The following is a 14,842-nucleotide window of genomic DNA, read 5'->3' as shown; positions in this document are numbered from 1 at the left end:
GCTATTTAATAATAGCTTCCTGAATAGCACTTTGAATTTTAGTTCTAACATTACTTTTTACCAATTTTCTATTTTTCATCGTAGGGTATACTCTGTTCGATAGAAAAACAAATACAATTCCAGAATCAGGATCTGCCCAAGTATACGTTCCAGTAAAACCACTATGTCCAAAACTATTATCTGAAACACAACCACAAGTTGGTTTCTCACGAGGATTAATCTGTGGTTTATCAAATCCTAAACCTCTTCTATTTCTTACATGAGAATAATAGCGTTTATTGAATTTTTCAATTGTTTCTGGTTTTAAATATTGTACTCCACCATAGTAACCGTTTTGCAAATACATCTGCATAATTTTAGCTACATCATTAGCATTGGCAAATAAACCTGCATGACCTCCTACTCCACCTTGCATTGCAGCTCCCATATCATGCACATAACCTCTTAATAGTTGGTTTCTGAAATAATCATCTTCTTCGGTAGGAACAACTTCGGTCCAATTGAATTTTTTTAATGGTAAGTAAGAAGTTCTATCCAACCCTAAAGATCTATAAAACTCATCATCAACTACTTTATCTAAAGGCATTTCATATTTTCTCTCTATAATATCTTTTAAAATATAATACCCTAAGTCACTGTATTTGTAACCTTCACTCTCTCTTAAATCTGAATCAATTATATATGTTTTAATTGAGTCTTTATAGGTGCTTTTTAAATACAAATCTTTGGCTACTCTTATGCTAAAGTTATTTGATTTATTCCTTCTATATAATTCTTTAGATACCTTACCCGTTACAGAGTCTAACGTTTGAATGTAAAACGGAATCCATGATTTTAATTGAGCATAATGAGAAAGTATTTGCTTTAAATTTAATCCTTCTTTATTACTTTCTTTATAAGACGGAAGTAAATCATCTAAATCTGAAAAAAGCGAAAGTTTCTTATTTTCTTCAAGCTTCATGACTACTGGTAAAGTAGCTAATATTTTTGTCAAAGAAGCTAAGTCGTAAATATCAGAATCTTTAATTTTTCTTCTTTTATTATCTGTTTGATAACCAAAACTTTTATTGTAAACAACTTTTCCGTGTCTTGCCACAATCACCTGTCCTCCAGGAGCCATTTTTTCGGTTAATATTGTATCTATATATCGATCAATTGATTCTAGTTTCTTAGAAGACATTCCAACTTCTTCTGGAATAGTATATCCTAACCTTTTTAGTGATTTTAGTTCTATTCCTTGTCCAGCAACAAAATTGTTATTGATAGAAACCGGTAATTTTCCTTTAATATCAAAAGCTCCAAAAATAGCTTGAGCTGATAATTCTTGAGATAGTTGGCTGTTTTGATAAGAAACTACAACACCATCTATATTTTTAAATGTTGAAATTTGTAACAAACTATAAGGACTGGCAAAAACATCTAAAATCACTTCATTATTCCTAGCTATTTCTTGAAGCCAAACTAAATTTTTATTGGAAAATTTATAATCTTTCCATGGGTTTTTATTTGACTTATGGTAACCGACAATTACTAAATTATACTTTTTAAGTTTCTCTAAAAGCCCGCCTAAATTTGGATCAGACACAACATCAACTTTAGTATACTTTTTCAGCGTTGAAGCAAAATATTCTCCCGAATCATCTCCTAATTGAACATAAGCTATTTTCTTTTGCTCTAAATGTTTAAGTGGAATTGTATTGAAGTTATTTTTAACAACTGTAACAGAATTTTTAAGTAACCTACGATGTAATAATTGATCTTTGATGGTATTTAAATCTTCTAGTAAATTTTCTTCAGCTATTGGTGTAAATCTGTTTAATCCAACTAGATATTTTGCTTTTAAAATTTTTCTAACCGAAAAATCTAATCGTTCCTCTGTTAAATCTCCCTTCTCTATCGAAGCTTTAAACAACGCTATTGTATTTGGAACATCTTGAGGGATTAATAAAATATCGTTCCCTGCTTTAAAAGCTGCTAAATTAATTTCTGCCGGTGTTGCATAATCAGCTGCTCCTTTCATATTCAAACCATCTGTAAAAATTAACCCCTGAAACCCCATTTTTCCTTTCAAAATGTTTGTTACTACATTTTCAGATAAGGAAGAGGGTAAGTTTGAATTCATTTCTAAAGAAGGAATACTTAAATGTGCTGTCATAACACTAGCTACACCTGCTTCAAATTGTTTTTTAAAAGGATATAATTCAATAGAATCTATTCTTCTTTCAGAAAAATTAATCGTAGGTAACGTCAAATGAGAATCAGTAGCAGTATCTCCGTGACCTGGAAAATGTTTTGCATTCGCTAAAACTCCTGCATTTTGCATTCCTTTGGTAAACGCTATTGATTTATCAGCAACACTTTCTTTTGATTCTCCAAAAGATCTATTTCCAATAATTGGATTATTTGGATTGGTATTTATATCTACAACAGGAGCAAAATTAACATGTATTCCAACTCTTTTACATTGCTCTCCAATACGTTTACCTAAATCTTCTAACAACTTATTATCTTGGATAGCTCCTAGCGTCATATTCCATGGAAAACGATAGGTGTTTTCTAAACGCATATCCAAGCCCCATTCTCCATCAAAACCAATTAATAATGGAACTTTAGAAGTTAAATTTTGATACTTATTAGTTAATTGAACTTGCTTTTCTGGTGTTCCTTTCATGAAGATTAAATTACCAACATGGTATTTGGTAATCATTTCGCTTACAAATTGCTCATGTGATGCATCTTTGTTAGAATACGCCTGAATCATAAATAACTGTCCAATTTTTTCTTCAACAGTCATAGACTTCATAATACTATCGACCCATTCATTTTGAAGTATGTATTGTTCTGCTTTTAACGGATCTGTTTGTTGAGCTTTTACAACAATTGCAAATAACGGAATCAATAAAAATAGTATTCTTTTCTCCATAAAAATCTTACACGCGCTTTTTAGTTTGAGATATTACATCTCTAGTTATTACATCAGAATAGCAGGGATTATACTTATAAAAACAATAGTTATACCAAAAAACGGTTATGCCAGCTTTCTTTAGCTGAAACTTCCCATTTATGCTCGAAATCTTCTTTGGTTGTAACCATGTTATTGAAAACTATTGTGTTTGAATTCACCTTATTTTCCTTTGCAAAATCTTGAAAATCGGATAATCTAACAACATTTATTCTTTCTCCATCTTTAAAAGAAACATTTAGCTTATCCATAAGATCAACTCTTAATTCCTCTTCTAAAGATTTAATAAAACGTACAGAAGCATCTATAGAGCAACCAGATGCATTGTTAAAACTTTCATCTAAAGCAATAATTAAAAACTGATTATACTTAATAGTAAACGAAGCTTTTAAATCATCTCCATGTCTCGTCCACTGATCAATAAATAAAATAGCCTTAGCCGAAATAATCTCTATCTCTTCTTGAGTAAACTCTCTGTTAGATTGGTATATCCAAACTCTAGATGTATTCGGCAAATCGTTATATGATACGTACATATTATCTTAAATTAAATTTTTGTTGTAAAGCTTTCAACTTTTCTTCATCCGACATTGTATCTGTAGCTGTAGCTTCATTAGCCTTAGACATTCTTTCTTTTATTTGACGTAAAACTTTTTTTGTATACAGCGGAAAATCTGCCTGTTGAATCCATGAATTATATCCTGGGTTTTCTTGTAATACATCAACTACTCTTCGTCCTTTATATTTTCCAAAAGAGAAAATTTCTTTTTTCTCATCATCAAATAATATAAAACCTGCAAAATCTGCTCTCTTAGTATGAGCTGAATATTCGCTTAAAGCATCTACAGAGTTTTCTATATCTTCATATTTATCTAACTGGGCTTTTAAAATTTCATAAGTTGCTAACGTATCCGCTTCAGCAGAATGCGCATCTTCTAAATCCTTACCACAATAAAATTTATATCCAGCACTTAATGTTCTTTGTTCCTTTTTATGAAAAATCACCTGAACGTCAATGGCTTTTCTATTCTCCATATCAAAATCGATACCAGCTCTTAACAACTCTTCAGCCAAAAGTGGAATATCAAATCTATTCGAATTGAATCCAGCTAAATCAGCATCACCAATCATTTCATTAATTTTATCAGCCAATTCTTTAAATGTTGGTTCATTAACAACTTTCTCGTTTGTAATACCATGTACAGCAGTTACATGTGCAGGTATTTCAATTTCTGGATTAACTAACCATGTTTTACTTTCTTGTGTTCCGTTAGGGAATATCTTTAAAATAGAAATTTCAACAATTCGATCTGTAGCTATATTTACTCCAGTTGTTTCTAGATCAAAAAACACAAGAGGTTTTGTAAGATTTAATTCCATTTAGGTAATTTATTCATTATGTAATTGAGTTTTAAACTCATCTAATTTCTCCATCAACTCTGGCTCTAAAACTGGCTCTTTGAATTTATATTTTTTGAATTCCTCAAAAATGGTATTTGCCACTATAAATCGGGCCGTTGGTTTGTCATCAGCTGGTACGATAAACCAAGGAGCATATTCAGTTGAAGTTCTGTTAATCACATCTTCATAACATTCTTGATATTTGTCCCAAAGTTTTCGCTCTTTCAAATCTCCTGCAGAGAATTTCCAGTTTTTTTCTGGTATATCTAATCTTCGTAGCAGCCTGTTTTTTTGTTCTGTTTTAGAAAGATGTAAAAAGAATTTTAAAATAATTGTTCCGTTGTCTGCAACATGTTTTTCAAACTGATTAATTCTTTCCATTCTTCGATAGTAAAAATCGTCATCTAAGTCCTCTAAACTATTCACAGATGGAATATTCTCTGAAAACACATATTCTGGATGGACTCTTGTTACTAAAACATTTTCATAATGAGTTCTATTAAAAACGCCTACTTTTCCTTTAGCAGGCAACGCAATGTAATGACGCCATAAAAAATCATGTTTTAACTCTTTCTCAGTTGGCACTTTAAAGCTATACACCTCAACTCCTCTAACATTAAACTGCTTAAAAACCTCTCTGATTAAACTATCTTTTCCAGAAGTATCCATACCTTGTAAACATATAAGCGCACTATATTTACCTTCTGCATACATAGTATTTTGTAAATCAGCTATTTTTTTTCTAACCTTCTTTAATTTTTTCTCTGCATCTTCAATAGGTTCGAGCGTAGGAATTTTTTGAAGCTCAACAGGTTGCAAAACCTTGTATTTGTTTTTATCCATCTGCATTTTCAATTTATAGCATAAATGTATAAAAATATATGCTTTTTTTAATCGATTTTACCTTGAATCGCATCAATTTTAGCAATTAATTTTGTTAAAATGAAATGAAGCGTATAATTACTTTTAAAATCTAAATTTAAATTAAGAATGAAAAAAACTGTAATTATACAAGCGAGTTCACAAAAACTAGGGAACACTAATAAAGTTATAAATTATTTAAACTCAAATACTGACTTTGATATTATTGATTTATTTGATAAAAAAATAGGTCACTTTAGTTATGAGTTTAAAAATGCTGATGATGATTTTATCCCCTTGATGGAAGAAATAATTGAAAAGTACGATACTATTGTTTTTGCTACGCCTGTATATTGGTACACAATGAGCGGAATCCTGAAAGTATTTTTCGATCGTTTATCTGACTTACTACATTATAAAAAAGAATTAGGTAGAAAAATGAGAGGTAAAAAAATGGCTATGATAAGTAATTCTGGAGGAAATGATAGAAGAAAAGGTTTTGAAATGCCTTTTGTAGAAAGTGCAAAATATTTAGGAATGGATTATATTGGTGATGTTCATGTATGGTTTGATGAAGACACTAATGAAATACACCATGAGGCTAAAGCTAAAATAAATGAACTAAAAAATAGTTTACTAAATTAATTAATCGTAATATTGCAATATAAAGATAAATAAATGGGATTAACAAAATCTGAAATATTTACACAAGAGCAGAATGAAATAGCAAGTATTGCTAAAGTACTTGGTCATCCTGCTCGCATTGCAATTTTAGAATACTTGGCTAAAACTAAAACTTGTATTTGTGGTGATTTAGTTAACGAAATTGGTTTAGCTCAACCTACTATTTCTCAGCATTTAAAAGAACTAAAGAAAGTTGAAATTATTAAAGGGACTATAGAAGGCACTAGTATTTGTTACTGTTTGAATGAAAAAAAATGGTCTGAAATTAAGACTATTCTTTCTCAGTTTCTGTTAATATTCTCAGATGAGAATAATAACTGTTGCTAAAAAAATTTAAAACAATTAATCGTAATATTACAATGAATAAAGAATTAGAAAAAACAATAGAAAACATTTCGTTCTTACCTATTTCTGAAATAAGAAAAGAAATTTTATATCCATTTATTGATTATTTACAAAAAAAGATAGACAAGAATGAGTTAATTAGAATCAACTATATATGTACTCATAATTCTAGAAGAAGTCATTTAGGTCAAATATGGATGCAAACACTTGCAAAGTATTTTAACATAAACTCCATAACAACTTATTCTGGAGGAACTGAAGCTACATCTATTGCGCTTCCTATTATTCAAACACTCGAACATCAAGGATTTGAAATAAAGAAATTAAGTGAAGGACAAAATCCTATTTATGCTATAAAATTTGACTCAACTTGTCATCCTATTATTAGTTTTTCTAAAAAATATGATAACAAATTCAATCCTAATTCAAGTTTTGCGGCGATTATGACTTGTTCTGAAGCTGATGGAGGCTGTCCTTTTGTAGCAGGTTCAGAAATTAGAATTCCAATTACTTATGAAGATCCAAAAATATCAGATAATACAGATAAACAAAGTGAAGTTTATTTAACTAGAAGTAATCAAATTGCTTCAGAAATATATTATGTTTTATCAAAATTAAATTAAACAATTATGAAATTATCAGAAATAAAACAACATTTAAGTCAATTAACAACTATAGCTTTTCAGTTACCGAATGGAGATTTAGTTCCAGAACATTTCCATGTAACAGAAGTTGGAAAAGTAAGCAAGCACTTTATTGATTGTGGCGGCGTGTTAAGAAAAGAAGAACGTATTAATTTTCAACTTTGGAATGCCGATGATTATAATCACAGATTACATCCTGAAAAATTAGTTCACATTATTGAACTATCAGAAAAAACGCTGAATTTAAAAGATGTTGAAATTGAGATAGAGTACCAAGGAGAAACAACAATTGGAAAATATGGTTTAGACTTTGATGGAAAATCTTTTTTATTAACCAATACTGCTACTGCCTGTTTAGCGCAAGATCAGTGTGGGATTTCTCCACAACAAAAACCAAAAATTCGTCTTTCTAGTTTACAAAGTCAAGGCACATCTTGCGAACCGGGTTCTGGATGTTGTTAACTTCAACCCTAGTTAAGCGTCACTAAACCTTTGTTTTTCTTGTTTTTGCTTAAAAAAAACTATATTCGCAGCCGAATAACCCCTAAATAGCAAACATGAAAACGTTTAAAAAGTTCATTGCTTTATCCTTTTTTATTTCCCTTACGGTTTTATCATCTTGTTCTGAATGTGATAATGAGAACCCAAGAGCTAGAGTATCAAATATGGGAACAGATGATGTTAGTGTTCAAATTAAAACCTCTGGAGGTAATACTGAAAACATCAATAATATTGAACCTGGGAAGGCTTCTGAATATAGAAGTTATGCTCCTGGTGAAATTACATACACTATTGTATTAAAAAGCAATGAAGAAGTAGTTGAAGTGGTTGAAATGGACTTCTGTTCTGATTATGAAATAATTATTGACCAGAATAATGAAGTTAAAACTACCTCTACCAATAGAGATTAAGTAAATTAACTTATAAATTAAAAAAAGCACCTTTTAAAAGGTGTTTTTTTTATGTCTCATTTTCAAAAGAATATTCATTTCTTTTTTTAAAAGGCCTAATAATTAAACGAGTTTCTCTATCGAAACGAACATAATTATACACCCAGTTTAGAAATACAACAGCTTTATTTCTAAATCCAATCAAAGAGAATAGGTGTACAAACATCCAAACAAACCATGCAAAAACTCCTTGAAATTTCCATTTAGGTAAATCAACAACTGCTTTATTTCTACCAATAGTAGCCATAGCTCCTTTATCATTGTATTTAAAAGGCTTTAACTGTTTCCCTTTTAACTCTGCTAAAATGTTCTTAGCAAGTAGTCTTCCTTGTTGTATGGCAGGTTGCGCCATCATTGGATGTCCTTTAGGAAAATTTTCTGTTTCCATACAGGCAACATCACCAATAGCAAAAATATTTGTGTGAGGAGTAACCCTATTAAAACTATCTACTTTATATCGTGCGGCTCTTTCAATAACACATTCAGCATTTAAACCTTTTACGTACTCTCCTTTAACGCCAGCTGCCCAAATTACCGTAGAAGATTTAAAATGATCTTCACCGTTTGTAGAAACTGTTTCTCCATCATAATTTAAAACTCTTAAATTTTTCCATACATCAACTCCTAATTTTATCAGAAAATCCTCTGCTTTTTTAGAAGCTTTTTCACTCATTCCTTTTAAAATACAATCTGAACTTTGTATAAGATTGATTTTCATCATACGGATATCTAAATCAGGATAATCTTTAGGTAGAATTCCTTTTTTCATTTCAGCTAAAGCTCCTGCTAACTCAACACCTGTTGGACCTCCACCTACAATCACGAAATTCATTAACTTTCTTCTTTCCTCTAAGTCAGAAGTCAATAAAGCTTCTTCGAAATTCTCTAATATTAAACTTCTAATATTGAGCGACTGTGGAATTGATTTCATTTCCATCGTAAACTTTTCAATATTGGTGTTTCCGAAGAAATTTGTTGTCGAACCTGTAGCGATAACTAAATAATCATAATCTAGACTTCCAATAGATGAGTGTATTAGCTTTCGCTCTGCATCTATACTTCTTACTTCGGCAAGACGGAAGTAAAAATTATCGATATCATTAAAACGCTTTCGTAATGGAAAAGCTATACTATCTGGCTCTAAACCTCCGGTTGCTACTTGATATAATAATGGTTGAAATGTATGGTAATTATGCTTATCTATAAGAACTACTTGTAGCTCTTCTCTCTCTAATCCTTTAGCTGCAGCTAATCCAGCAAAACCTCCTCCAATAATAACTACTCTTGGAAAACTGGTTTGAGGTATGTTCATAGACCTTAAATTTTAGGAATACAAATTTACAAAAGAGCTAATACATATAACTTGTAAAGTTTATTTAATTAATAATGAACAAAAAACGTTGTAGTTATCTTTTGTTTGTAAAAAACATGTTTTTCCTATTTAATAAATCATTTAATTTTATAGCTTTACTCTTGAAAAAAGATTTTTTTAAAACGTTATGCTTAAGTTTTTTAAGAAAAAGAAACAGAAAGAATTTACTATAAATTGTGCTACGGATTATCTAAAAATAAATGAGTACTTGTTAGATTTTCCTTGTAAGGATTCTGATTTACTTGCCGTTTTTGGTGAACCTACTAGAAAGATCAGCTCTAGTAATGAATATTTAATATGGGATGAATATGGTTTTTTATGTAGTGTAAACGACAATAACCAAATAGTATCTTTGAGAGTTTATCAAGGTACAAACAACCCGAGTGAATATGTGCCTCAAAAAAGCTTTTCTGGTAAATTGTTTCTTGAGGAAGATGACATTACTTTTAATGAGTTTAGTAAAATAGGCTTAGGTAAAATCGCTATCCACAGATTAGGTAGTGAAAATGAAACTCGCTTTGGTTTTAGTATTGGTGTAAATAACGATTATAAGGTTTAACTGTTATTTTTAAGTTTTAGCAACTCTCTCTCTAAGAACAATAATTTATTCTCAACATCATCCCCCACTTCTGGTAAACGACGAATGAAAGAAAATTTTGCATGCCACAATTCTTTGATTGAAGCTTTCGGAAAAATTCTTTCTTCTATATTTTTATGTGCTGCTTTTAGAATTACGTTGTCTGCGACAAAATAAATTTTTCGCACTACAATTTCTTTTTCTAGTACCGCTATTACAATTTCTCCATTACCGAAGTTGTCAAAATCTTCTTGAGCTATTTGCTCAGCAATAACAACATCCTTTGGGTATAAACCTTTATCATGATCTGTCATTTCCAAGTTAGTAACCGTAAAAGCTCTGACTAATTTTTCAGATTCTATAGGCAAACTAATTTCTGGTAAATCATTTAAAAACGCATCATTGTCAAAATACCCTGTATAAGAACTTATATTTTTCTCTGAAACATATTTTATGGATAACATCTGTTCTTTTTCTTCCAACTCATCACTTAACAATAAATCATCCTTAAAACGTAATAATTCATTTACAGTTAAATCAGAGGTTAGCAAACTATCTATAGTAATGCTAAAATAATTAGCAATTTTAATTATCGTTTCAATTCTAGGTTCACTTCTACCCTCCTCATAAGCCCCTAAAGTAGCTCTTTTTAAATCAAATAACTCGGCAAAAGCTTTTTGACTTAATCCCTTAACTCCTCTAATTTTCTTTATGTTTCTCCCAAAAAAAGACATGATTTGCTAATTTTATTTGCAATTTTAATTTTTATTTGTATATTTACACTAACAATATTAGCTAATAAAAATGAATATTGCTAATTTTTCTAGAAAAAGTAACACTAACTAAAAAAACCAATTAACTATGATTCTATTAACTTTACATTGTGCAATAATGATTGTAAAATCTTTTTTTGCTTAACAAACTGATGTAACAACTATTAAACTATACTAATTGCTAATGAACATTCATTTTGAAAAAACCAAGAATTATTTATTAGAACTCAACTTTACAATACGTAAAGAAATCGAACCTGAGGGGATTTTTGTTATTGAAAAAGAAAATTTTGGAATTAAAAACCTAATCATCGGAGTGGCGTATCCAATTTTGATTGTAGAACAATTTATATTCAAAGTAAAAAAGCCAAATGAAGCTATGTTTAAGGCATTACTTCAAAAAAACAGAGACATAATTCACGGTGCTTTTGTACTCGATGAAAAAGGAGAACGTGTTATTTTTAGAGACACTTTACAATTAGAAAACTTAGACATTAACGAATTAGAAGCTACTTTAAACTCTCTGAGTTTATTACTTAGTGAATATTCGAATGAAATTATAGAATTTTCAAAATATTAAAATACTATGAACTTATTTAAAAGATTATTTAAAATAGGACAAGCTGAAGCAAATGCTGCACTAGACAGCATGGAAGATCCTATTAAAATGACCGAACAAGGTATTCGGGATTTAAAAATTGATTTGGAAAAATCGTTAGAATCTTTAGCACAAGTTAAAGCATTAGCTATTCGAGCTAAAAATGACGTGGAAGAATTTTCTTCTAAGGCAAACGACTATCAACAAAAAGCAATGCTCATACTAACAAAAGCTAAAAATGGAGAAATAGCTATTGAAGAAGCTGACAAATTAGCAAAACAAGCTTTAGTTAGAAAAGAAGAAACAAATCAGCAATTAGAAAATGCTAAAAGCGAATCTGAAAGCTTTGATGAATCAGTTGCAAAACTTGAAAGTTCCGTTCAAGAGATTAAAAATTCTTTAAAGAAATGGGAAAACGAATTAAGAACTTTAAAAGCTCGCCATAAAGTTGCTAAAGCTACTAAAAGCCTTAACAAGGAAATGGCTGAAATTGATAGTTCAAGTACAGTTGCTATGTTAGAAAGAATGAAAAGTAAAATCGAACAAGAAGAAGCATTAGCTGACGCTTATGGTAACATTGCTAAAGAAAACAAAACATTTGAACAAAAATTAGACGAACTTACTAATACAACTGAGCAATCAGCTGATGACGATTTAGCGGCTTTAAAAAAAGAAATGGGATTAAATGATTAATCAATAACGAATTACGGATTGATAATTATTAAAATATTATTTTTAAATCATATCCGTAATTCATAATTTGCACCCCAAAAATAAACAAGCTATGACATTAACCGATATTGTATTTTCTGATGTTAACATAACTCTGACAATACTTCTTATTATCCTTCTAACTTATTGGCTTATTACCATGATATCTGGAATCGATTTTGATCTAGACATGGATATTGACGTTGACTTAGATGTAGATATCGATGCCGATGTTGACATAGATGTAGATTCTAATATTGGTACTGGACTAGAAGGTAGTGATATAGATTTCCATGATGTCGCAAACACCGAAGTTAACAAAGAAGATATTGTTGGAAAAAGAAGAAAACCATTAAAATGGTGGCAAGTTTTGCTTATTTACTTCAATTTTGTTGGTCTACCTTTCATGTTTACATTTACAATATGGATCTTTATTTGGTGGCTCACAACAACAATTATAACAACTGTTACAAACAGCTATGATAACACATTTGGATTTATTCTGATGATAGCAGGTTTTTTCCCTTCTTTATTAGCAACAAAAGTATTTACATCTCCTTTTAAAAATTTTTTTCGAAACCTAAATCAAGATGGAGATTCTGCAACCGAAATTGCAGGAAGAAAAGGGATAAGTTTATCAACAATATCTGAAGATAAATTAGGAAGAGCTGAAATTAAAGCTGATGGAAACACTCTAAATATTAACATAAAATCGTTAGATGGAAAAAAAATAAATTATAAATCTCAAATCTTAATCATCAAACAAAGTAAAAACAAACTTTATTACTATGCTCAAGAGTATTTTACAGATAGCATAGATATAAATTTTTAACTAGTAAATTATAAAAAAAATCAACAAAAACTAATTAATTACTATGACAGATTCTATCATTCAATTATTAAGTATCGGACTTGGTATTGTCCTATTCATTGTTATCGTATACTTCGCTATAATAGCAATGTTCTACAAAAAAGTTCCACAGGGTGAAGCGTTAGTGCGAACTGGTTTCAAAGGAACAAAAGTTGCAACAGACAGAGGAATGTACGTAGTTCCTGTTTTCCATAGGGTGGAAATTATGGACATCTCAGTAAAGAAAATTCAAATTGAACGTATTGGAGATGATGGGCTCGTATGTAAAGACAATATGCGTGCAGATATTAAAGTAGCTTTCTTTGTTCGCGTAAATAACGAGGTAGAATTTATAAAAATGGTAGCACAAACCATTGGTTGTGAAAGAGCCTCTGATATTGAAACTCTTGAAGAATTATTTGAAGCAAAATTTTCGGAAGCTTTAAAAACAGTAGGTAAGAAATTCGACTTTGTTCAATTATATGAAGCAAGACGTGAATTTAGAGATGAAATTGTAGATATTATTGGAACAGATTTAAATGGATATACATTAGAGGACTGCGCAATTGATTACTTAGAACAAACTCCAGTAACTTTTTTAAAGCCTGACAATATTCTAGATGCAGAGGGTATCAAAAAAATTACAGAACTAACAGCTGCTCAAAATATTCAAGCTAACCTCATCAAAAGAGACGAAGAAAAAATTATTCGTAAACAAGATGTTGAAGCTCGTGAGGCTATTTTAGAATTAGACAAACAATTAGCTGAAAAAGAAGAGCAACAAAAACGCGAAATTGCTAACATCAAAGCTCGTGAAGAAGCAGAAACACTAAAAGTTGCAGAAGAAGAACGTTTAAAATCAGAAACAGCTAGAATTGCAACTGAAGAGAAGGTTCAAGTTGCAGAAGAAAACAAGCAACGCCAAGTAATTGTTGCTGAGAAAAATAAACTACGTACAGAAGCTGTAGAAATCGAAAGAGTTGAAAAAGACAGAATGTTAGAAGCTACTGAACGTGAAAGAATTGTAACATTAGCTCAAATTGAGAAAGACAAAGTTGTTGAAGTAGAAAAGAAAAACATTCAAGATGTTATTCGTGATCGTGTAATGTTAGAAAAAGGTGTGGTTGAAGAGCGCGAAAACATGAAAGATATTGAAGCGTTTAAAACTGCAGACCGTGAGAAGCAAGTGAAAATTACAGTTGCTGAGGCGGAAGCGGAAGAATCTTTAATCAAAAGAATTAAGCAAGCAGAAGCAGAAAAAGAAGCAGCTAAACAAAAGGCTGAAGAAATCAATATTGAAGCACAAGCTCAAAAAGAAGCTAGTGAAAAAGAAGCTGAGGCTCGTAAAACGTTAGCTGAAGCTAAAGCTAAAGAAGAAGCGACTATTGGTATGTCTGAAGCTCAAGTAATGCATGCTAAAGCAGATGCTAATGAGCGTCAAGGATTAGTAGAAGCTACAATTATCGAGAAAAAAGCAAAAGCAGAAGCTGCTGGTATTTTAGCTAAAGCGGAGGCTGTTAGAGAAGAAGGTTTAGCAGAAGCTCAAGTTATTAAAGAAAAAGCTATTGCAGATGCCGTTGGAATCGAAGAAAAAGCTGAAGCTATGAAGAAGCTTGACGGTGTTGGTAAAGAGCACGAAGAATTTAAGTTACGTTTAGAGAAAGAATTAAAAGTAGACTTAGCTCAAATTCAAATCCAAAAAGATATTGCAGATGCTCAAGCACAAGTTATTGGTGATGCGTTAAGAGCTGCTAATATCGATATCGTTGGTGGAGAGACAATGTTCTTTGATCAAATTATTGGACAAATTACCAAAGCTAAAGGAATCGATAGATTAGTGCAGCATAGTAATAACATTCAAGATGTAAAAGATGCTATCTTAGGAAGTGATGATGTAAAAGGAAACTTATTAGAAAAAGTTAAAGATTTTGCTACTAAGTACGGGATCTCTTCAGAAGATATAAAAAACCTAACGGTAGCTAACCTTTTAATGGATTTAAAAGACAGAGCTAATACTACAGATGAAGAAGGATTATTCAGTAATCTTTTCAACCTTGCTAAAGGATTAGGATTATCTGACAAGAAATTATCTTAATAATTTAATAGAAGAGTCT

General features: G+C 30.7%; 16 protein-coding genes. 10 read left to right on the top strand and 6 right to left on the bottom strand.

What is annotated here, in order from left to right; genetic code table 11:
- Position 1: 1 nt before the first annotated feature.
- From EV195_RS05910 to EV195_RS05895, 4 genes are all read right to left on the bottom strand, one after another.
- Positions 2 to 2,923, bottom strand: a complete 2,922-nt coding sequence (locus EV195_RS05910) for a glycoside hydrolase family 3 N-terminal domain-containing protein (RefSeq protein WP_132793909.1) — start codon at positions 2,921 to 2,923, stop codon at positions 2 to 4.
- A gap of 89 nt (positions 2,924 to 3,012) precedes the next feature.
- On the bottom strand, positions 3,013 to 3,498 hold the full coding sequence (locus tag EV195_RS05905) for an ABC transporter ATPase (protein ID WP_132793907.1): 486 nt from the start codon (positions 3,496 to 3,498) through the stop codon (positions 3,013 to 3,015).
- A 1-nt stretch (position 3,499) separates the two neighbouring features.
- Positions 3,500 to 4,342: a 3'-5' exonuclease gene (locus tag EV195_RS05900; RefSeq protein WP_132793906.1), complete on the bottom strand. Its 843-nt coding sequence runs from the start codon at positions 4,340 to 4,342 to the stop codon at positions 3,500 to 3,502.
- 9 nt (positions 4,343 to 4,351) lie between these two features.
- Complete coding sequence (locus EV195_RS05895) at positions 4,352 to 5,206, bottom strand: PPK2 family polyphosphate kinase (protein WP_132793905.1); 855 nt, start codon at positions 5,204 to 5,206, stop codon at positions 4,352 to 4,354.
- Between the two features lie 147 nt (positions 5,207 to 5,353).
- On the opposite strand from EV195_RS05895, the gene EV195_RS05890 reads away from it, so the two are divergent.
- The 5 genes from EV195_RS05890 (at position 5,354) to EV195_RS05870 (ending at position 7,808) form a co-directional block, all read left to right on the top strand.
- A complete protein-coding gene (locus EV195_RS05890) occupies positions 5,354 to 5,869 on the top strand; it encodes a flavodoxin family protein (RefSeq protein WP_132793903.1) in 516 nt (171 codons plus the stop codon).
- A gap of 33 nt (positions 5,870 to 5,902) precedes the next feature.
- Positions 5,903 to 6,235 carry an ArsR/SmtB family transcription factor gene (locus EV195_RS05885; protein ID WP_132793901.1) on the top strand — a complete coding sequence of 111 codons (333 nt, stop codon included), beginning with the start codon at positions 5,903 to 5,905 and terminating at the stop codon, positions 6,233 to 6,235.
- A 32-nt stretch (positions 6,236 to 6,267) separates the two neighbouring features.
- Positions 6,268 to 6,876: an arsenate-mycothiol transferase ArsC gene (locus tag EV195_RS05880; RefSeq protein ID WP_132793900.1), complete on the top strand. Its 609-nt coding sequence runs from the start codon at positions 6,268 to 6,270 to the stop codon at positions 6,874 to 6,876.
- Between the two features lie 6 nt (positions 6,877 to 6,882).
- The gene (locus EV195_RS05875; RefSeq protein ID WP_132793898.1) at positions 6,883 to 7,359 is read left to right on the top strand and encodes a DUF6428 family protein; all 477 of its coding nucleotides are present in this window, start codon (positions 6,883 to 6,885) and stop codon (positions 7,357 to 7,359) included.
- A gap of 95 nt (positions 7,360 to 7,454) precedes the next feature.
- Positions 7,455 to 7,808 (top strand): hypothetical protein, encoded by a 354-nt coding sequence (locus EV195_RS05870; RefSeq protein ID WP_132793896.1) that lies wholly within the window; start codon positions 7,455 to 7,457, stop codon positions 7,806 to 7,808.
- A 49-nt stretch (positions 7,809 to 7,857) separates the two neighbouring features.
- Here the strand turns inward: EV195_RS05870 and EV195_RS05865 are convergent, their stop codons facing one another.
- Positions 7,858 to 9,159 carry an NAD(P)/FAD-dependent oxidoreductase gene (locus tag EV195_RS05865; RefSeq protein ID WP_132793894.1) on the bottom strand — a complete coding sequence of 434 codons (1,302 nt, stop codon included), beginning with the start codon at positions 9,157 to 9,159 and terminating at the stop codon, positions 7,858 to 7,860.
- A gap of 187 nt (positions 9,160 to 9,346) precedes the next feature.
- Between EV195_RS05865 and EV195_RS05860 the strand changes: the two genes are divergently transcribed.
- Positions 9,347 to 9,778, top strand: coding sequence for a DUF7738 domain-containing protein (locus tag EV195_RS05860; protein WP_132793893.1), 432 nt, complete (start codon positions 9,347 to 9,349; stop codon positions 9,776 to 9,778).
- Here the strand turns inward: EV195_RS05860 and EV195_RS05855 are convergent.
- The gene (locus EV195_RS05855; RefSeq protein ID WP_132793891.1) at positions 9,775 to 10,530 is read right to left on the bottom strand and encodes a helix-turn-helix domain-containing protein; all 756 of its coding nucleotides are present in this window, start codon (positions 10,528 to 10,530) and stop codon (positions 9,775 to 9,777) included. The two genes, EV195_RS05860 and EV195_RS05855, sit on opposite strands and share 4 nt — an antisense overlap.
- Before the next feature lie 223 nt (positions 10,531 to 10,753).
- Between EV195_RS05855 and EV195_RS05850 the strand changes: the two genes are divergently transcribed.
- The 4 genes from EV195_RS05850 (at position 10,754) to EV195_RS05835 (ending at position 14,823) form a co-directional block, all read left to right on the top strand.
- Positions 10,754 to 11,149 carry a type III secretion system chaperone family protein gene (locus EV195_RS05850; RefSeq protein ID WP_132793889.1) on the top strand — a complete coding sequence of 132 codons (396 nt, stop codon included), beginning with the start codon at positions 10,754 to 10,756 and terminating at the stop codon, positions 11,147 to 11,149.
- 6 nt (positions 11,150 to 11,155) lie between these two features.
- Positions 11,156 to 11,860 carry a PspA/IM30 family protein gene (locus EV195_RS05845; RefSeq protein ID WP_132793887.1) on the top strand — a complete coding sequence of 235 codons (705 nt, stop codon included), beginning with the start codon at positions 11,156 to 11,158 and terminating at the stop codon, positions 11,858 to 11,860.
- 91 nt (positions 11,861 to 11,951) lie between these two features.
- Positions 11,952 to 12,710 (top strand): OB-fold-containig protein, encoded by a 759-nt coding sequence (locus EV195_RS05840; protein WP_132793886.1) that lies wholly within the window; start codon positions 11,952 to 11,954, stop codon positions 12,708 to 12,710.
- A gap of 43 nt (positions 12,711 to 12,753) precedes the next feature.
- Positions 12,754 to 14,823, top strand: a complete 2,070-nt coding sequence (locus EV195_RS05835) for a flotillin family protein (protein WP_132793884.1) — start codon at positions 12,754 to 12,756, stop codon at positions 14,821 to 14,823.
- Positions 14,824 to 14,842: the final 19 nt, after the last annotated feature.

Origin of the sequence: Tenacibaculum skagerrakense (assembly GCF_004345825.1) — a bacterium.
Classification (GTDB): Bacteria; Bacteroidota; Bacteroidia; order Flavobacteriales; family Flavobacteriaceae; genus Polaribacter; species Polaribacter skagerrakensis.
Note: the sequence above shows the minus strand (reverse complement) of the source record. Positions and strands in the feature narration are given on the sequence as shown.